Origin of the sequence: Candidatus Soleaferrea massiliensis AP7 (assembly GCF_000820765.1) — a bacterium.
Taxonomy (GTDB): Bacteria; Bacillota; Clostridia; order Oscillospirales; family Ruminococcaceae; genus Soleaferrea; species Soleaferrea massiliensis.
Window position 1 is genome coordinate 1 of the sequence record NZ_CCYH01000005.1, and the last position, 19369, is coordinate 19369.

Annotated in this window: 20 protein-coding genes; 12 read left to right on the forward strand and 8 right to left on the reverse strand. The window is 49.8% G+C overall.

Annotation, left to right across the window (positions count from 1 at the left end):
• Positions 1–42: 42 nt before the first annotated feature.
• The 3 genes from BN348_RS00885 to BN348_RS12795 all read right to left on the reverse strand — a co-directional run bounded on the left by BN348_RS00885 (position 43) and on the right by BN348_RS12795 (position 2708).
• Positions 43–477 carry a sigma-70 family RNA polymerase sigma factor gene (locus BN348_RS00885; RefSeq protein ID WP_320408655.1) on the reverse strand — a complete coding sequence of 145 codons (435 nt, stop codon included), beginning with the start codon at positions 475–477 and terminating at the stop codon, positions 43–45.
• Positions 413–2194 carry a recombinase family protein gene (locus BN348_RS00890; protein ID WP_082020711.1) on the reverse strand — a complete coding sequence of 594 codons (1782 nt, stop codon included), beginning with the start codon at positions 2192–2194 and terminating at the stop codon, positions 413–415. Before BN348_RS00890 ends, BN348_RS00885 begins: the two co-directional genes overlap by 65 nt.
• Positions 2195–2360: 166 nt before the next feature.
• Positions 2361–2708, reverse strand: coding sequence for a helix-turn-helix domain-containing protein (locus BN348_RS12795; protein ID WP_052446592.1), 348 nt, complete (start codon positions 2706–2708; stop codon positions 2361–2363).
• 132 nt (positions 2709–2840) lie between these two features.
• Between BN348_RS12795 and BN348_RS00900 the strand changes: the two genes are divergently transcribed.
• From BN348_RS00900 to BN348_RS00940, 10 genes are all read left to right on the forward strand, one after another.
• The gene (locus BN348_RS00900) at positions 2841–3218 is read left to right on the forward strand and encodes a PH domain-containing protein (RefSeq protein ID WP_040195617.1); all 378 of its coding nucleotides are present in this window, start codon (positions 2841–2843) and stop codon (positions 3216–3218) included.
• A gap of 17 nt (positions 3219–3235) precedes the next feature.
• Positions 3236–3499 (forward strand): hypothetical protein, encoded by a 264-nt coding sequence (locus tag BN348_RS00905; RefSeq protein ID WP_040195619.1) that lies wholly within the window; start codon positions 3236–3238, stop codon positions 3497–3499.
• Positions 3496–3939 (forward strand): hypothetical protein, encoded by a 444-nt coding sequence (locus BN348_RS00910; protein ID WP_040195620.1) that lies wholly within the window; start codon positions 3496–3498, stop codon positions 3937–3939. Before BN348_RS00905 ends, BN348_RS00910 begins: the two co-directional genes overlap by 4 nt.
• Positions 3940–4193: 254 nt before the next feature.
• Complete coding sequence (locus BN348_RS00915; RefSeq protein WP_040195621.1) at positions 4194–4610, forward strand: hypothetical protein; 417 nt, start codon at positions 4194–4196, stop codon at positions 4608–4610.
• A 378-nt stretch (positions 4611–4988) separates the two neighbouring features.
• Positions 4989–5855 carry a rolling circle replication-associated protein gene (locus tag BN348_RS00920; RefSeq protein ID WP_040195623.1) on the forward strand — a complete coding sequence of 289 codons (867 nt, stop codon included), beginning with the start codon at positions 4989–4991 and terminating at the stop codon, positions 5853–5855.
• A gap of 12 nt (positions 5856–5867) precedes the next feature.
• Entirely contained in the window at positions 5868–6158 is a 291-nt protein-coding gene (locus BN348_RS00925) for a hypothetical protein (RefSeq protein ID WP_040195624.1), read from the forward strand.
• Between the two features lie 113 nt (positions 6159–6271).
• Entirely contained in the window at positions 6272–6484 is a 213-nt protein-coding gene (locus BN348_RS00930; RefSeq protein WP_040195626.1) for a hypothetical protein, read from the forward strand.
• A gap of 65 nt (positions 6485–6549) precedes the next feature.
• A complete protein-coding gene (locus BN348_RS13745) occupies positions 6550–6723 on the forward strand; it encodes a hypothetical protein (RefSeq protein WP_156136360.1) in 174 nt (57 codons plus the stop codon).
• A gap of 88 nt (positions 6724–6811) precedes the next feature.
• Positions 6812–6997, forward strand: a complete 186-nt coding sequence (locus BN348_RS00935) for an antitoxin VbhA family protein (protein ID WP_040195627.1) — start codon at positions 6812–6814, stop codon at positions 6995–6997.
• Entirely contained in the window at positions 6987–7586 is a 600-nt protein-coding gene (locus BN348_RS00940) for a Fic/DOC family protein (RefSeq protein ID WP_040195628.1), read from the forward strand. The genes BN348_RS00935 and BN348_RS00940 overlap by 11 nt, the downstream gene beginning before the upstream one ends.
• Before the next feature lie 44 nt (positions 7587–7630).
• Here BN348_RS00940 and BN348_RS00945 read toward each other — a convergent pair whose 3' ends face one another.
• Genes BN348_RS00945 through BN348_RS00960 form a run of 4 tightly spaced genes read right to left on the reverse strand, consistent with a single transcriptional unit; the run spans position 7631 to position 10506 of the window.
• The gene (locus tag BN348_RS00945) at positions 7631–8500 is read right to left on the reverse strand and encodes an SIR2 family protein (RefSeq protein ID WP_040195629.1); all 870 of its coding nucleotides are present in this window, start codon (positions 8498–8500) and stop codon (positions 7631–7633) included.
• A 2-nt stretch (positions 8501–8502) separates the two neighbouring features.
• Complete coding sequence (locus BN348_RS00950; RefSeq protein WP_040195630.1) at positions 8503–9498, reverse strand: ParA family protein; 996 nt, start codon at positions 9496–9498, stop codon at positions 8503–8505.
• A gap of 31 nt (positions 9499–9529) precedes the next feature.
• Positions 9530–10189 (reverse strand): helix-turn-helix domain-containing protein, encoded by a 660-nt coding sequence (locus BN348_RS14345; protein ID WP_040195631.1) that lies wholly within the window; start codon positions 10187–10189, stop codon positions 9530–9532.
• Positions 10162–10506: a sigma factor gene (locus BN348_RS00960; protein ID WP_040195691.1), complete on the reverse strand. Its 345-nt coding sequence runs from the start codon at positions 10504–10506 to the stop codon at positions 10162–10164. The genes BN348_RS14345 and BN348_RS00960 overlap by 28 nt, the downstream gene beginning before the upstream one ends.
• A gap of 423 nt (positions 10507–10929) precedes the next feature.
• Between BN348_RS00960 and BN348_RS00970 the strand changes: the two genes are divergently transcribed.
• The gene (locus BN348_RS00970; RefSeq protein WP_197068248.1) at positions 10930–13737 is read left to right on the forward strand and encodes a carbon-nitrogen hydrolase family protein; all 2808 of its coding nucleotides are present in this window, start codon (positions 10930–10932) and stop codon (positions 13735–13737) included.
• A gap of 531 nt (positions 13738–14268) precedes the next feature.
• Positions 14269–16242, forward strand: a complete 1974-nt coding sequence (locus tag BN348_RS00975; RefSeq protein WP_040195636.1) for a SipW-dependent-type signal peptide-containing protein — start codon at positions 14269–14271, stop codon at positions 16240–16242.
• 466 nt (positions 16243–16708) lie between these two features.
• Here BN348_RS00975 and BN348_RS14390 read toward each other — a convergent pair whose 3' ends face one another.
• Positions 16709–19369, reverse strand: coding sequence for a coiled-coil domain-containing protein (locus tag BN348_RS14390; RefSeq protein ID WP_420885247.1), 2661 nt, complete (start codon positions 19367–19369; stop codon positions 16709–16711).

The following is a 19369-nucleotide window of genomic DNA, read 5'->3' on the forward strand; positions in this document are numbered from 1 at the left end:
ATTTTTTTATCTGAATATGATATGGGACTTTTTTATCGCTGGTTAAATGTTTTGATCCTTGTCGAATTTTTTGCGGAGCTGGGAAACAGCCTTTTTTTCAATCCGGCTGACATAGGAGCGGGAGATATCCAGCTTTTTGGCGATTTCCCGCTGGGTCAGCGGACGGGTCCCATAGAGTCCATAGCGCATCTTCAGAATAGTCTGTTCCCTCGGCTGCAGCGACTGCGTGATGTATTTGTAAAGCTGTTCCGATTTCAGCTTGAGTTCAATGTCGTCTATGATGTCCCCGTCGTCGGCTACGATATCCAGGAAGGTCAGCGCGTTTCCATCTTTATCGGTGTCAATCGGGTCATTGATGAAGACATCCTGTGCCTGCTTCTTTTGGTTTCTGAAATGCATTAAAATTTCATTCTCAACCCCCTCGCAGCGGCTCTCCACCCTCCACCCACATAGAGTCACTGGAATCGGCTGTATCACTGGGTTCTTCGTCCTTATCGCCTTTCACTCCGGACAGGTCAACCTCCACCTCACGGGAGCCGAACAGGTAGACATGCATGTCCTGGCCGTCCCATTCCACCCGTTCGATAAAGACACGGAGCGCCGCCCTCTTTTGTTCCACGCTCATATTGTCAACTGTATCACCGAATGACTGGAGCATTTGCCGGAGCATGTCAAACTCTTCATCGGAATAGGCGTCTTTCTTGCTGAGGGATACCAGTTCCTCGATACGCTGTTCGGCTTTCTTGCTCTTGGCGTCCAGCTCGTTGATTTGGTTTAGAATGTGGTCGTATGCCGCCGTGCCCTCCGACCTCGCCATTACATTCACCAATGAGGTAATCTCTTTTTGATTATCCCCCAGCGTTTTTCTCAGCCCCTCGAGCTGCCGGTCAATTTCCTGCCCATGCGTTTGGATTTCCAGCTTGGTACGCTCCAATCCTTGAATAAAATCGGAGCTGTTCGCAGACAGCTTTTTGATTTCCTCGATAATCGCCTTGTCCAGCGTATTCCCGTTGATGGTTTTCATATCGCAGTTCTTACGGCGGCTCTTTTCCTTGGTTTCGCACATGTAGGTGTAAATCCGTTCTCCGGCCGCGTTCTTCCGCGAGGTCAGCTTGGGCCGCATGAAGCCGCCGCACTTCCCGCAGAACAGCAGGCCGGACAGGAGCGCCACATTGCTCCGTGGCTTGCGGTAGGATTTTGAGGCGTTGTTCGCCAATAGCTGCTGGGTTTTTATCCAATCCGCGCCGCTTATCAGACCGTGATGCTTGCCCACGGCGATAATCCATTCTTCCACGTCCCGTATCTCATGCGCCTTACTCGCCTTTTGATTGGTCTTGTTGTAGGCGATAACCCCGTTCTTTCCGTTGAAGTCGGCTTGTTCCGCGTACAATTCGATACCCAATTCTTCAAAGTAGTCCCATGCGTCCGCGTCCGCCCGCATGTATACCGGATTTTGCAGAATGTTCTTAATCGAGAAACGGGTGTAATCCTTGTCGTTCTTAGTGGTGATATGGTGCTGTAAGAGATAGGTTTCCACTTTGGTGAGGGAATCCATTTCGAGGAACAGTCGGAATATCATCCTCACCAGTTCAGCCTCTTCCGGTACGGTCGCTAACTTGTGCAACTTGCGTGTTTTGCCGTCTCCCTTGTCATACGTTACCTCTTGGCTCTTGTAGCCGGTCGGCGTTGTACCGCCCAGCCAGCGGCCTGTCTTTGCCAGCTCGTGCATGTTGTCGCGGATACGCTCCGCCGTGGTCTCCCGTTCCAACTGCGCGAACACCGTGGCGATATTCAGCATAGCCCTGCCCATTGAGGTCGAGGTGTCGTACCTCTCGCTGGTGGAAATAAAGGCTACGTTCATCAAGGCAAATTCCTGATACATCTTGGCAAAGTCCGCCACGTTACGGCTGATACGGTCTAAGCGGTAGACCACGACCGCCTTGATTTCGTTCTTCTTAATGCTATTCATGAGTTCCCTAAAATGGGGACGGTTGGTGTTGCCCCCGGAATAGCCCTCGTCCAGAAATTCCAGTATATCCTCGTCTTTGGTGTCGGGATAATGGTATTTAATATACTCCTTGCATGTTTCAAACTGGTTGTCGATACTTTCGCCCTTGCCCGTGAATTTGGATTTGCGGGTATACACCGCAAACTTGCGCGGGTCGTTTATCAGCCTGACTTGTAAATCCTCCATTCTTTTACCTCCTTAAATTTATATCATATTGTTTTATCACATTACGGACTATACCTAAATTATGCCTTATATTTGGGCAAATGTCAAATCATATTTTTGCATGAAAAGACCCACCCTTGATGCTTTATCAAAGGTGGGCGTTTTGCTTATCAAAGCCGCCGCTTGTTTATGAAGTCGATTTCAAGGATTCGGCGCTCTTTTTGCTATTCAGTCTTATCATTGTTTTGCCTTGCTCAAGATATAGCTCCTGTTGATCCATCGGCAGGGAACGAAATATCCGTAACAGTTCATTTTCCTGGCGGGTTTCCGCCTGCCCGGTCTGAATATTTAACAGATAGTCGGCTGATACGTTGAAATATCCTGCTAACATTTTGAGGGTTTCAAAATCCGGTTCGCTTGTACCCTGCACATATCCGCCCAATGTGGATACGGGTATATGCAAATCCTGTGCTAATCGTTTTTGCGTTAATCCATGTTCATCTATTAAAACACGTAAAATCTCGTTAAAAATCATGTTTTTCATCACCCGTTTAATTGTAAATGAAAAACGAGATTCTCGCTCGATATAACTAAATAATAGTTGACAAAACGAGAAAGTCGTTGTAGAATAAAAAGGTAATATTTTAGCAAAAAGAAGGTATTAATTATGAGTTATAAAATGAAGTCGCCCCTTATGCCGAGTGAAGAATTCATCATGTCACACATGGCAACTTTTCTCAAGGGATATCCACATCCGTCCGGATATTTAGTTTTGACAAATCAACGGATATTATTTGAAAAGAAAGGCGTCATGAATGCTGCTGCATTTGGCCTATTATCTCTGACTATGAAAGATTTCAACGGCATTCCATTATCTGAAATCACCAATGCGAGTGTGGAAAAATCGATAGCTGGAGCGGGATTAAACGTCGTTACGCGCACTGGTGAGGAATTCAAATTTGCATTGAATGGATTCGGCTTTTCCAGTAAAAAGAAGCCTCGTGATGATATGCTTTCATACATAAATTCTCATATCAACAAATAGTGCAGGGGGTATTTTACATGAAAAAATCAAAATGGTTTTTAGGTACCGCTATCAGCGGCATTCTGGCGGTTGTTTGTTTTGTAGTTGGGACAATTGCTTCTTTCAACCTGCCAAGTGGAGCTTCATACGGGGTAGCAAAGGCCTATGGCGATACGTCCAGCGAAGATTTCCTTCGTATGCTGCCCAATATCATGATAATCGCCTGCGGTGTTTTTCTGGTTGTAGCCATTGTATTACTGGTAATCGGTCTGATACAGAAAAAGAAGGGGAATAACCAATGAAGAAGTTTTTGAGTTTCCTTATGATTGCTGTACTTGCCATATCATTAGCCGCGTGCGGTACAAAAGAGGATACAGCTATAGCAGCTGTCAAAAATGCCACGCAGATTAAGGTAACTTATTCTCCCAATAACAGCAATATTACGCAGCTTGATTTTAAGGGGAATAAGTTGAGCGATGTTATGGAGAATGTACTTAAAGAAAACATGGAATCTTATGAAGCTGAGTGGAAATTAGATAGTAGTGAAAATGAGAAAGATAACGATTCGGTAAGCGTTATTTATTCCGTTACAGCTCAAAACGGCGGCGAATATTATGAAGTAAAATTTTATTTTCTATACATAGAAGAATTAGACCATATTGCTCTTTATTTTATTGGGCAAAACGGAGAAAAGCAAAACATGGATGAGGTGGTTCCTTTATTTTTTGCAGAATATATTTAATGAGTAAGATAAGGGTTGGAGCGATTGAATGGTCGTTCTACCCTTTTGCGTTCATTGCGTCCAGAACGCTCTGTAAGGCTCTGTAATTTAGGCTGCCCCCGGTTGCGGGAAAAGTGGTGAAACGGCTGGAGGGGTCGCAGAACGACTTATATGCGCTTTGTAGAAGGGATACGGCAATTGCTTTTCTGAAATTTCGTTTACACGTCAAGAAATATATGGTAAAATAATAAAAATGAATTTGGGGAGGTGCAATCATGCGAATTTGGGGAATTGGCGCTACTTGGGGTGACAAACCAATGCTGGATGAATTTGGTAAAAAACATGCAGTTGCCATTGGTTGGGAAGAGGAAGAAGCTCCTGGGCTCTATGCCATGATGAATCAGGTGCAAATCGGAGACATTATTTATGTCAAATCGTTCGTTATAAAAGGTAAAGTTTTACATATAAAAGCGGTTGGAACAGTAACGAGTACAGCGTACAGTCAACCTCCGCTTTTAGGTGAAAACAAAAAAGCTATCAATGTTAAATGGTTAGAAAAGCCCGAATCTTTTAAAGAAATTCTTCACCCACTGTCCGAAGAGGAAATGCGATATAATGTTTACAACAATACTTTTTATGAAGAATTAAACCCGGACATAATAGAAATCATCATGAATTTATATAGTAAATAATTTGTCATAGCGCGGGGGTATTCCTCCGCGCTTTCTTTTGCCCCCCTCACGTCCTACAGCGTGAACTGCCCCCTTTTCCGGCCAACGGGTGAAAACGGCTGCATTGCTTTGTGAGAGGGTTTATTTTTGTCAGGAGACTCCTAATGGGGTCTCCTTTTTCTTTTACTTGATTCTTGCCGGTACATCAGCCGAAAAAGTTTTTATCTAAACTAAAATAAATATTCAAAAAACGGGAGTCAGAAGGGGCCGTGAGACGTGTCTAATATAACCTACTTATAAGCTGAAGATAATGATGTATCTGCTTACAAACATTTACGGTTTGATGGCATCTGTTATCTTCTCCTGCAGTGGGAAATTCATGCTCAGGAGGCTCACTCTATGAAAGAGAGGATTACCCTAGCGAAATCCCCCGGCAAACACCTTGATGAAAACGCCATGTCCAAGGTTTTCATCACCGGACACATCATCGAAGTGGAAACGATGGACAAGCAGCCCCGCAATCTGACCCGTTACCGCAAATTTGATAAGGGTCACTACATCGACTTGGACACCGGAGAACTATGCGATTACCATACGTCGAAACAATCCAGTCGTCAAAATTCTATGCTTCCGTCCTTTGAAAGACTTCGGCGGATTATCAACGCCAATTTCTTTGGATTGCCATCGGAATGCCATGTCGTCCTGACCTATCGGGAGCAGGTTACAGATCCTCAGCCCTTGTATGCCGACTTCAAGAGGTTTTGGCAGAAATTATCCTATCGTTACCCCCATTGTGAGTACATCGCAGTCACGGAGCCACAGCACCGAGGCAGTTGGCACTTTCATGTGCTGATAAAAGACATGCAGGCAAGGAGGCTTTTCATCCCCCATGCGGAGCTGACCCGTTTATGGGGACATGGCTTCACCTGGATTAAAAGTTTCGCCGGGTATGACAATATCGGCGTGTATTTCATGGCCCGCCTCAAAGATGTTGACGTACTTGAGGATTTGCAGGCTGACCGACCATCCAAGCTCATTATAAAAGGAGCCAGGCTGCGGTTCTATCCTCTCCATATGAAATTGTATCGCTGTTCCTCCGGGATTGTTCGTCCAACGGCTGTCGCCATGCCGTACCGAGAGGTACAACGGCTGGTGAAGTCACAGTCCCCCTGTTTCAGTCGGACAATTCGAATTATCCAAAATGACGACGGGGGCGAGACCGAGCTCAACGCGATTACTTATGAACACTATAATTTGAAAAGATAGGACGGATGTCAGATGAAAACAGAAAAAAGCGAATTGCTCCAACTCCAATATGAACAATGGCAACTTAGCAAAAGAATACAACAATTGTATGATGACGTGGAGGAGTTGAACAACTGTTTCATTGCATTGCTGGAAAGTGATTTGGACGTCTGCCCTTGGTGCCGTCCTCTTGACGTAGGATACGCTCACATAAAAGCGCTCTCATCTCTGGAGCATGTACAGCACCATATGGAATGTGCTCGAAATTTCATGTTCATCCCAGGGGGCGGAGAGGCTGTCCCGCTTTCAGTTTATAACGATTAAGGAGACAAACGGATATGAAGATATATGTCCACTATTTAAGCAGCTCGCAGAAAAGCAGAAGTTTACGCCTGAATCGGTGTCTGAAAACAAAAGCACGGTTGGGAGGGATTGAAATGGTGAAAATCGTAAAGGTTCTGTCGGAGGGCAAGAAGCGGACGCCGGTACAGGATGCGGAGAGAATCAAAAGGTCGATTGCCGATTTGGACTACCGGCTGGAATCCACCGGAAATATGACGACGGAAATTTGGAATTGCCTCTACGACGCGACCAAACAAATTGAGAGAGCCACGGAACTGTTGGGCGCTTGCTCCCCTGAAATAGATTAGCATACCGGACAATCTTTGCCGCATATGCTGATAACATCTAATTTGCAGGGGAGGGTGCCGACTGATTGAATATCATTGTTCATTATCCAACGACTGAACAGGCTCTCGCGGAATTGCAGAAGCGGGTAGCGATGGTACATGCTGAGGCGGTCGGCAGCTATATAGAGAAGCTGACCTGTCCAAAAGAGCAGAAAATCAAGCTGATTGAGGCCGTTCAAGAGGGTGCCAAAACGCGCTAAATAATGAGTCCGGTGGGCGTTTTGCTCACCGGATTTTTCTTGTATATTCGCCCAATTCATGATAAACTATAGATACGAGGTGATAAACATGAATCGTGCTGTATCTACGAAACAGGCCATAGCCAACGCCGCCGCCTCCGTGGAAATGGAGGGCTTTACCGTGACGGCTCAGCACAAGGAATGGTGCCGAAGATTGCTCAACAAGGAAATCACCAAAGCGGAGTATATCCGGCTTGTCAGGAAGTCGGCACGGGAGCAGCGCCATGTCGTATGAGATAGAGGCGTCCTCCGATAGCTGTTACGAAGGTACCACCTGCTTTATCAATAAAATGGATATTCGGGACGAGGTGGAACTGGCGGAAACGGAGTCCGCCTTGACCCTTGCCAACATCAGCCTGTTGGAGCAGGAGCCGATAGAGGGAAACTTTGACTTTACCCACTACAAGGCTATCCACAAGTTCCTGTTCGACGACCTGTATGATTGGGCGGGACAAATCCGCACCGTCAACCTGTCGAAAAAGGGAACGCAGTTTGTACCGGCAGATGAAATTGAGCAGATCGGGAACGCCATCTTTGCCCGGCTGGCGGAGGCCGACTATTTCCGGCAGGATGACTTTGACACGTTTGTGAAGAATATCACGGAGTTTTACTGCGACACCAATCTGCTTCATCCATTCCGGGAGGGTAACGGCCGGACACAGCGAGTCTTCCTCATGCAGCTGATTCGTCATGCCGGGTATACCATCGACTTCAGCAATGTGGATATGGATGAACTGATGATTGCCACCATCCATGCGGCCAATGGAGTCACGGATTACGTGGAGCGGATTTTTAGACTGGCAATGAGAGAAAATGAAGCTTAAAGAAAATGGACGGTCGGCACTTGCATGCCAATCGTCCATTTTTTCTACCAATTTTGGGTACCTGAAAGTTGCTCTCTGGCTTGTTCAACTTTTTTGACTAATTCATGTAGCGATAGAAGCAAGTCTCTATGCGTTCTATCATCATTATCATAGGATAGTACTTGTACATTACAATTTTGGAGCAAACTTTTACTAATACATTCATTAATACTTTGTTTTGAGGTGATGAAATAGTGGGGGCGACACCCTGGAAAACAAAAGTTATAATTTTCAAGAGTTAATTTAATATCAGGGTCATTAAGGCCACATCCAATAAAAATATATGTATGAGTCAACGCTAACGAGTCCAATAATTTGTAGAAGCTGCTATATTTATACCTTGCTTCATTATACTGATGCTTAGAGAATATCATCTCATGTGGAGTATCAATCGAACCGTGAGCTTTTAAGATAATTCTATCCTGTGATCTAATAAAATTAGGAGTATCGTACTCAGAATATTTTTTTATTACCACCGTTGAAGATGATGTGGTCTGGGCATATTGTTCATATATTTTATCTACATTTGGGGATATAACCAGTCTTGAGTCCAAATTATAAATTACTTCATGAATCTCAGCAGGTTTATACCCGGGTCGTCTAAAACAATCATGCGCAATATTATGAAATTCATGTGTTCCTAACTTTTCCATAATAATTTCACACGCCGTAAGCATGTCGTTCTCATCAAGCAACTGTTGTATAAAATCTTTATCTTTTTTAACGTTTTTTAATGCTTTGGATAAAAACTCTTTCCATGTGGGTGGCTTGCTGCCATCTGGAGCTTCAGAATTTGCTGAAATACCGGCACCAATGTATAAAACACATGTTCTCCGAGCAATATCCATTATTAAATCATCCGGCCATTGAATCATCCTTATAACACCTCAATGTTATGGAGTGTCCTCTCCGCGACGCTTTGCATTATTCTTTTAAATTCAGCTACTTTTGAAAAATGTGAGCCAACCACACCATCTCTAGAGGATAAAGAAAAAATTGGTTTATGTGCACTCTGTGACATAGGAATAACACTATTAAAAGTCGGTATAAATCCTAAAGAATAGTTCTGAATAGAACAGCCTTTATTTATTGGTTCTACTATATGTTTTTTTACAGCAGTAGGGATATCATCAATAATATTTTCATACGCTTTAACTGGAATTTTTTGACCTTCGACGGTTTTACTTGTATATTGTTGAGTAACGTATCCCAAAAAGCGAATATTAAATTCTTCTTTTAAATTTTCGATAGATGTAGGGTCTGATTTTTTTAATTTTATGACTCCATTGTTGAATTCTTCTTCCCACTTGATAATACTTGTCCCTATATTTTCAAGAGCTAGAAGACTAAAAATGTCTGGAGACATGGGCGTAATAAAGTAATCACAAGCCAAAAGTATTGCTCGATTAATTGCTCCTAGTGATGGACCCATGTCAAAAAATATGTAGTCATAGTTATTAAATCTCGATATAGCTTCGCTAAATACGAGAGTAGTTCTTGTGCCTCTGGCCCGACCACCAGAAACATCACTCCAGTCTGATGCGAGCAAGTCTTCCATCATTGCTAAACGGGGACTGCCAATTAATAAATCTACACCGAAATCAGAATTGCTATTAATATTTATCGCTTGTGTAAATCCTTCTCCCCTAGAAAGGGGTAACAATAAATCAGCTATCGTGAATGCGTCACATTCATAATAGGCATCATAAAAATCCTTTTCACTAAGCAGATAAGTCGATGAATTACATTGCGGGTCGGCATCAATCAATAAAACTTTTTTATTTAGCTCCTTTGCTAAATAAGCTGATAGATTACAAACCAATGTAGTTTTACCTACGCCACCTTTATTATTAAACATAGCTATTGCTTTCAAAATTAATCACCGCTCATATCATTTTTTTATATTATACTCCTAATGTGTAGGAGTTTTCAACCCATATGAGAAATAATTGTTTAACTATTTCCCATGAAGCTCTTGACAAAATAGTTTGGTCTCCCTCCCACTTCTTCACCGTGCCGCCATGCACCCCCATACATCTGCCAAATTCATTTTGCGTCAGTCCCATCCCCTTACGAATAGCCCGTATCTGCTGACCCTGCCCCTCATACAGAAATCGGTTGTACTCGTCCAACAGGTCGGTTATATCGACTTCCAGCAGTTCCGCAATCCGGCTGAGCTTGTCAATCGGATAGCAGTCATGCTCCGGATTCTCATAATGAATATAGGTGCTCTTGTTTATCCCTGCGTAATCAGCCACATCACGCTGACGCAGGGATTTTTTATACCGATAATACCGCAGCTTGTCCGCCACATTGGTAATCATGGACGGGTCGGGGTACTGGATATTGAACTTCTCCGCCTCGGTCAGCTTATGGGGCCGGAGGAAGCGAAAGCTGTGGACATACAGCGGAGCGAACACAAATCCGCCCTTGCTCCGCCTCGCCATGAGCCACATGTTTTTACCGATTTCACGCCAGACTTGCCAGCCGGTCGAAAAAGGAGCGCATTCCACGTCTTTTTCGTCCGAAAAGGCCGCTAGGTGGGGGTTGCGTTTTCGATACATCTGGAAGCATATGTTGCGAAACGGGTGCCCTTGTCGGCGTTGAAGGTGGAGACCGCCTTGATCAGCCCGATGGTGCCGATCGAAATCAGGTCATCCTGTTCTTTGACGGCCGCATAATATTTTTTGACAATATGTGCAACCAAACGCAGATTGTGCTCAATCAATTTATTTTTGGCCTGTTCATCGCCCTGTTTGATCAGCTGCAGGCATTCCTGCTCCTCCTTGGCCGTCAGCGGCTTGGGGAACGAGTTGGATCCGGAAATATGTAATGCAAAGTACAGCAGATTTCCCCATACCAGCCGGATAAGTTCTAACACAACCAAATCACACCCTTCATTATATCGTAGTTTCGAAAACCGTCACTTTCAAGTTTATGCGTACGGCATATCCCATTAGACCTCATATTTCTGCAGATTCTTCGAAAAATCCTGTCCTTTTTCCAGGCGCGAAAGCAGGACAAGGCAGAATTGATGCTCCTTGAGTCATTTTATGATAGCAGAACTCGTCCTGTGACGATGTGCGGCAAATGCTTTGCTGCAGAATGGCCAAAGTTTTTAAACATCAGATCTGTTGTATGGATGTGATTGATAAAATTCTGACAATTATCCTGAAAAAGCTTGACATTTCTTCCCGGATGGTGCTATCATGTAGCCAAAGCAATGGAGCTGAATCCCAGGCGGATTCGGCTCCATTCTTTTTTTATCCGAAAATCCAAACAAGCTTAGAAAGGATGAGGAATGGTGAAGGGAAAAAAGATCATATCTGCTGTGCTGACGGTCAGTATGGTGTGTTCCGCATGGCTGACGACGCAGGTCAGCGCCGAGCAGCCGGAGTTTGACATTGCGGCGGTCAACTTTGCGGCGATGTTGACCGGCGAGGATCAGCAGGCGCAGAATCTGGCATTGATGAAGGAGGACATCGCACAGGCCATTGATGCCGGGAATGACATCGTCCTGTTCCCGGAATATACGCTGACCAGCAGCCCGCAGGATGCCGTGGATGTGAGGTCTGATGCGGGTGTGCAGGAAATTGCCGCTGTGGCAGATATCAACGACCTGTATGTTCTGTTCGGCGCCGTTATCTCGGAGGATGAGCGGTACTACTCGGCCATGGTCATCTGTGATCCGGACGGCGATGTCGATACCTATAAAAAGATCCATCTGACCGATGAAGAGGCGGCGGAGGGCTTCAGCGCCGGAGAAGAGCCGTATGTGCTGTCCACCGAATACGGCAGCTTTGGGTTGGCGCTGGGAAATGAGTTCGCGGACGTCGCGGAACTTGGCAAGTATTATTATGGCGCGGCCTGCAGGATGATTCTGGTCGGCCAGTCATACGGATACGACCCATTTGAAGCGAATGGTCTGACACAAGCTCAGTATGACCTGTACACCTCGACCTATGCCTTCCTGCGGATGTATTCCCGGCCGGTCGCCGTGGCGAACCTGTTCACCAACGATGGAAATAGGATCTATTTCGGTGAGAGCCACGTCTGCACCGGCTATCAGAACGGCTGGATAGCGGGCGGAAACGACAGCCAGTCCGCGCCGGCGAAGACTGTCGAAGCGGGCATCGTATCCGCGAGTATCCCGAAAAGCGCCCGCGACACGGCAAACGGTATGAGCGGCCGCCGGCTGAATCTGCTGGCCAACTGGTACGGCAGGCTGACCGATTATGACCTGCCGGATTACGGCGCGGACAGTCCCTACAAGGATACGGCAAGGGTTGCGTCAGTCAACTTCAAGCCGGTCTGGGGAGACCTGGATGCGAATGTGGCGAAGATCAAGGCGCTCATGCAGTCCGCGTATGAGGACGGCGTCGAGCTGCTGGTCTTTCCGGAGATGGCGCTGACCGGCTATGCGGTCGTCTTCCCGGAGGATTACTCCGCGGAGGAAAAGGCGCTTTACTGCGGCGACTACATGCAGCACGTTCTGGCGCAGGTGGTGCGCGGCGATCATCCCAGCAAGGTGATCAGGGAACTCCAGCAGCTCGCGGAGTCCTACGGCATGTATGTGCTGATCGGTCTGCCGGAGCAGGATGAGATCGATCCGGACACCTATTGGAACTCGGTCGCGATTCTGGGTCCGGACCACATCCAGTCCTACCGCAAGGTCAATCTGGCCTTCCCGGAGCCGAACTGGTCCGCGTATGGCACCGAAAACGACGGCATCTTCGAAACGCCGTTCGGCTATGTCGGCGTGGCGATCTGCGCGGACATCTACAACTATCAGGAGCTGCAGAGAACCTATTCCGAAATGGGCTGCCGCATTGTGATCAACTGCACGGCAGGCGCGGCCAACAACACGGCCGTCGAGAACGGCGGCTGGCAGCTGTCCTATCAAAACCGGCTGGAAAGCTTCATGCTGCGGGACGACAGCTTCATGATGACCTCCAACCTGGTCGGCTACGACGGACCGAAGCTGACCGGCACGCTGAAGGACAAGCTGGCCGAGGCCGGATATACCGCGGACGACATCACCAGCAGCTGGCTTTACAGCGGAAATGCCGATCTGTACAACCTGATCAACAGCTATGACGAGGACGCCGGCTGGTACACGAGCCTGCTGAACGGCAGGGCCTGTGTCTTTCCAGGTTCGAGCGTCAGCATGGCGCTGGACAAGTCCTCGCCGACCGGAACAAGGGTCTGGGGCAACAGCGCGGACAGCGCGGCGATCATCGATTATGACGCGGAGCTCGGCCCATATCTGGATGTGGACGGCGACGGCAGGAGTCCATATCTCAACTACACGGCGGACACCTTTGACACCTACTATCCGGCGGATTTCGATCTGTCCCAGGCGACGCTCGAAAAATTTTACAACGAGAATGCGTATGATTACCGGCCGGACCTTTACTATCGGTGGTATTCCGCGCTGTTCTATGAGACCTACGGCTACAGCGTCGCCGACAGCACCCTGCTCGATCAGGCAAGCGGCGTATCCGTCAGCGGAAGACTCTCCGAGACCGCAAAGCTGTCCGTGACAAAGGACAGCGCGTCCGAGACGCCGGCGATCGAGGGCTACACGCCGAAGGATGCGTGCATCTACACCATGGATCTTTCATCGGTCATCACGACGCAAGTGCTCAAGACCGATGAAAACAACACGGCGGACGGCGCAGTGGATGTCGATTACACCGGAGCGTATGCGCCCTCGTTCAGCATGCTGGATATCTCAGTTCCGGCCGGGGAAGCCGATCTGGTCATGGCATATATGGACGGCGAAGCGTTCACGGCGGCGGACGGCCTGCTGACCATCCCGACAGACAAGCTGTCCGAGCTTCTGGTCGTGTCCTACCAGAAGGAGGACGAGCAGGTCCTGTCTGAACCGGAGCCTTCGCAGCCGACAGGCTCCGAAGATCCGTCCGGCGGCTCCAGCAGCATGGCGAGCGCCTCCGCGGGATCGGACGCAGGCGGTTCTTCCTCCCGGAACACCGGCTCCGGTCTGGTGAACACCGGCGACATGGCGCCGGTAGCGATTGCGGTGCTGCTCTTCACAGGCGCGGCCGTCACGGTCACAGTACTGAGAAGACGCCGCCGGCACGACGGATAGGCGCGCTTTTGCACATGGGAACACTGCTTTGACGCGGTATATAAATATATCTATAACAACGGCGCGGAATGCATCCTGGAATGCGTCCCGCGCCGTTTTCTGAGTCGTTTGGGGTTGGGGAGAACTTACTGGATGGAAGTGCGGTCTGTATCGCCGGGCGGCATGGAGGCTGACAACGAAGCGGCAAGGCTGAACTATAGCGACCAGACACAGGTGAAGGTAAGAGCATTTGTATGCGGGGGAGTTGAGCGGATTAAAAACGAAAAAAGGTCATGCTGCGAGATGAAGATTCTTTGAACCGGAACAGATGTCCTCATCACAGAAAGAAATATCTGCGATTGCTATGAAAATTCATGGATATCATTGACATCACATCTGGTATATGATACTATATAAATGTCCAGCATATGACGTGTTTGAAAACAATTCCGCAAAAATGTCTCTAAAAACGTCGTACTGTGGCAATCAATATTCCCATTCAACACGGCAGACCGTTAGCGGCCGGCCGAAAAACAGGTAGGAGGAGTTACAATGGCAAAAAAGGAAAGCAGCAGTACAAAACGGTCATTGTGGGCATGCGGGCTGAGCGTGATACTTTGTCTCGCCATGCTGATTGGCACCACGCTCGCGTGGTTCAGCGACACCGTCTCAAACAAAGGAAACCGCATTCAGGCGGGAAATCTCCAGATCGGCGTTTATGGCTTTGACAAGGAAGGTAAAGCCATTGGTACCGACGGGGACTTTTCCAATCCCGCGACGCCTTCACTTATCGACGATAAGAATTGGGAACCGGGACAAACCAATACAAAGTATATCGCCATCTACAACCGGGGAAGTCTCGCACTGAAGTATCAGGTGAGTTTTTCAACAATGGATGAAGGCCTGCAGGATGCGCTCTGGTACACGTTGACGCCGGTCGATGCCGTGGGAGATGCCGATACGCTGGCGGGGGACAGACAGGCGATGGCACTGCTTTCAAACGACAAAAGTGCCGCAAACGCGAACATGGCGGCGGGGAACGCCGTAAACGTTTACCGTTTGGATTATGGTATGAACGAGAGCGCAGGGAATTCGTATATGAACGGGGCCTTCAGCGCGGACATCATTGTATCGGCGACCCAGACCACGGCGCCGGATATCAAAGAAGTAAGGAGCGATGCGGATTTCGTCATCGGTGAAGATGAGGTCGCGCCGACCTTTGTTCTGATGAAGGACATCGCGCTGACCAGGGATGTAAGCCTTGGTTACTGCAACGTCGACCTGAACGGTTACGCCATCGATCTGAATGGATATACGTTTGCTTTTGAGAATGCGGCCGCTTTCGGCACAACGGACCTCACAGGCGGCCGGATGACAGACGGCAGGCTTGTGTACAGCGTCCCGAACGGTTCTGCAAATGTTGGCGGTACGTTTTCCGGCGTTCAGATCACAGCCACCGTTGCAGGCAATACGCTTAACTTTGCCGGCACAACGGACAGCGCCATTGTGATCAAGGGCGGCAACGTCAAAATCGCGGCAGGTGCTGTGGTAAAGGAAATGGTGATTGACCAGAACAACGCCACCACAAGGACGATTCAAAATCTGGGTACCATTGAAACCTTGGTGAATGATTCTGAGAATACTGTTGAAGTTCTGGATGTACAGCCGGAGAACACCGGAGGAACCGGCCCGATTGTCGACGCGTCGGCATGGGACGGCGTTTCTGTTACGCCGGTTACGCCTTCGGAGAACGTCTATTCAATCAATACAGCGGCTGAACTGGCTTGGATTGCACAGGAAGTGAATGCGGGCCGTTTGACAGCCGCGATAACCGTAGAATTGAACAGAGATATCAACCTGAACAGTAAACAGTGGACGCCGATCGGCGGGGACGAAGCTTTTACGGGCACGTTCGACGGCAAAGGACATACGGTTAAGAACCTGCGTTCCTACGCTACGGACAGCTATACCCGCGGCATCGCGCTGTTCGGTTATGCAGAGAACGCAGTTATTAAGAATATCAAAATTGTCAACTGCGATCTGCAGGGACGTTATGCGATCTCAGCGGTTGCGGGCGACGGCTGTGCGCCGCTGACCTTTGAAAATATCGAGGTGGTCAGCGGTACCATTCAGGCGAACAAGGATGTCGGAAACAGTATTGGCATGGTGGCGGGCGGTATTCTTGGACAGGGCTGGGGACCGAACGGTTCCGAAATCAAATTCATCAACTGCGTCAACCGGGCGGATGTCACCGCAAACAAATGGCATGCGGGCGGAATCTGGGGCTCCATTACGACCAGCGGCGGAGAGCAGGTTCAGGAAGTGATTGTAACGAATTGCCACAATTACGGCGCGATTGAAAGCAAGGTCGCTTACGCGGGCGGCTTGGGCGCATGGCTTTATGGAAAAGCCTGCACGATCACAGACAGCACGAACAGCGGGACTCTCAAGGCTCCCGACGATGACAAGGGAAATGCAACTACGGCGCAATTTGTTGCAAGATTTAACGATCAGCCGCTCAACTGAGAAGATTCAGAAGCACGCGGTTTGAGTGGGATTGTTTGTTGAAAGTTATCAAGTATATACATGGTGTATAAAAATATATGAAATCATCAAACATAAAAATCATGAAAAAGGAACCGGATTGATCCGGTTCCTTTTTTGCTGTGAAGAAAATAGCAGGAAGGGCCGTGAGAAACAGCCTGGCCCCCCTGGAGTAAGAACAGGGTTATGATGCGGCATCCCAAAAACGCGATTAAAAACCGGTACAGGGCAACGAGATACATGATTACAAGACACAACCACCCATGACAACGGATGACGTGAACAAACCCTATAAGAGTTTTATACTGAGCCTGAAGGCTCATTGAAAGGTTTACCAACCGCAGCGTTTTCACAGGCTGCTGCTAAAGCAGCCTGTTTTCCTTATTCAAAAAAGAAGCGGATGGCTCTGGATGCCATCCGCTTAAAAGGGTAGGGGAGGTAGGGGATTTTATTCGATGCCGAAGAGGCCTTTGAAGAAGTTCACAATCTTATCCCAGAAGTTCTCATTCTGCGGCTGTGTTTGCTCAGGGACATCGGCGGAAACCTGCTGTGCGGGTTTGATGCCATCCGCCTTGATGATGAACTTGACGGTGCTTTCGCAGCCGTCCGCCGCTCCTGCGAAGCTCGTGTAGCTTTCTCCAGCGTTGATGAGCTCATCTTTGACGGCCAGAATATCGTTGAGATCGTCGAGTTTCGGAGCAACCTTTTCGTCCAGCTGGTCGACCGCCTGTTTCTTAAAGGTCTGCATGCCGTCATCCAGTTCTCCGCTCTTTTCGGAAAGCGTGCCGGAAGCCGCATCCAGCTGGGATACGCCGCTTGTCAGCGCGGCGGTGCCGGCTTTCAGCGAATGCGCGCCGCTCAGCAGCTGATCGATGCCGGCGGACAGCGGAGCGCTTTTTTCGGAGAAGGTCCGCACGCCTGCAAGCAGGGAATCCGCGCCGCCGGAAATCTGGCCGACACCGTCTGACAGGGTACTCAGGCCGCCGAACAGCTCGTTTGCACCGACGTTCAGGTCACTGGCCCCGCCGGCGACCTTCCGGCTGCCGGCCTGCAGCTGCGCGGCTCCCGACAGTGCCTGAGCACTGCCGGCGGCAAGGCCCTGCGCGCCGCTGTACACCTGCGCAGTGCCGTTTTGGAGCGTGCCCGCGCCCTTCTGTGCGTCCTCGGTGCCCTGATAGAGGCTGGAGGTACCGGCAGACAGCTTCTTCGCGCCGTCCAGCAGGCCGCTCACGCCGCCTGACACCTGTTTGGCGCCGTTCAGCAGCTTCTGGGACTGTGCCGGGAGCTGTTCAGAGAGCGGTGCCAGCTTCTGTTTGAGTTCCTCATAAGTCTTGCCGAAATCTTTCTGGAAGTTCTGAGCGGTTCCCGCGAGCTTCTGCACATCGCCGCCGGTCGCCTGCAGGGTGGATGCGTGGCCGGCAAGCTGCTGCTTCAGCGTGTTCACAGTGTCCTGCAGCGGCTTCACCGCATCTTCGCCGAGTGTCTGGCGCATGGTGTCGATCTGTGTTTCCAGCGCCGCAATCTGGGCCATGATGCCCTGCATCTCTGAGGAGCTTTGCTCCAGGTCGGTCTGGATGTCGGTCAGGGAACCGGTCATATCCTGACCGAAGGCGTTCATACTGTTCTCGATTTCCGGAAGCTTCTGCTGGATGCCGCCCAGCGCGTCCCCGATGGCCTTGGTGTAAGCCTCGATGCCGTCCTTGAGGTCTTTGGCGCCGGTGTTCAGCTGTGCCAGCCCGGTATAGAGATCCCTGGAACCGGTGTTCAGATCCTTCGCGCCGGTGTTCAGCTTGCCAATGCCGCCCGCAAGGCTCTTCGCGCCGTCGTCCACCTGTCTGGCGCCGCTTTGGAGGTCCTTCGCGCCGCTGTCCAGCTCGCTCAGCCCGCTGTAAAGGCCGGTGATGCCGCCCGTCAGCCCTTCGGCTCCGGTTTTGAGGTCCGCGCTGCCGAGCCGCAGCTTCTGAGCGCCCAGCGTGAGCTGTCCCGCGCCGCCGCTCAGCGAACCGATACCGGTGTGCAGCGCCTGAACGCCGCTCTGAAGCGTGCCGATGCCGCCGAGCAGCTGTCCTGCGCCGCCGGCGAGGGTGCTGATGCCGTCGTCCAGCGCCAGCGCGCCGGAATCAAGAATCCCGACACTGGAGAGCAGTTCATCCATCTTGCCGCTGTAGGTGCGCAGTGCGTCGGAAAGCGCCTTGGTGCCGTCGGTCAGCTGGCCGGTCGCGTCCTTCATCGAGGTCAGCGCGTCGGTCAGCTGGCCGGCGCTGCTGATCTCCTTGAGCGAGTCGAGCGGAAGATCGGTCAGGATGCCGCCCATGATCGGTTCCATCTCAAACGCGGACGCTTCGGCGGTGATCGTGAAGCTGTCCCGCAGCTCGAAGCCGGTCAGCTCCTCGACCGCGTCGATGCCGGAGCCAAGCGATTCCCGAAGGCCTGGCGCGCTGATCATCGTGATGACCTGGTTGTTGCCCTCGGAGAGCACCTTGCCGCTGGAAACCTTGACATTTTGAAAGTGGTCGGTCGGCAGGTCACAGACCGCCGCGACGATGAACGGTGTGTAGATATCGCGCTTTTTTCCGTCGATGGTCTTGGTCTGTTTGACGTGGTTTTGGAAGGACACCGTGATTTCCACCCTGCCGTCCTTGCCCGCAAGCGCCTGCGGCTCGATTTTTTTCCCGTCGAGCTTGTAGCTGATCTTCATCGAGACCGGCGGGGTCTTGTCGGTCGTGCCCTCATAATAGACATCGTTTCCGTCGAGCTTCCAGGTCAGCTTGTTGCCGCTGAGGGTTGGCGCTTCGTCGGACTTGACGTTCTTGACATCCTTCATACTGGTCTGTTCGGTGTAGCTGCCGATGCCGTGGTCGTTGTGCAGCCAGCTGCTGACGATCTGAACGCGGACAGAGCCGTCCGCGTTCAGCATCAGGTAGACCGTTTCATCCTTCTCATAGCCGCCGGTCTCTTTGGCAAAGGCCATCGGTACAAGCGTGACCGACATGCAGATGGCGGTCGCGGTGAATATTGAAAGGGCTTTTAAGCCGGAACGTTTCATAAAGCTTCTCTCCTTTGCAGAATGCGGCATCCCGCCGGGTGCTGGGGTGCTGTTTGGTTTCAT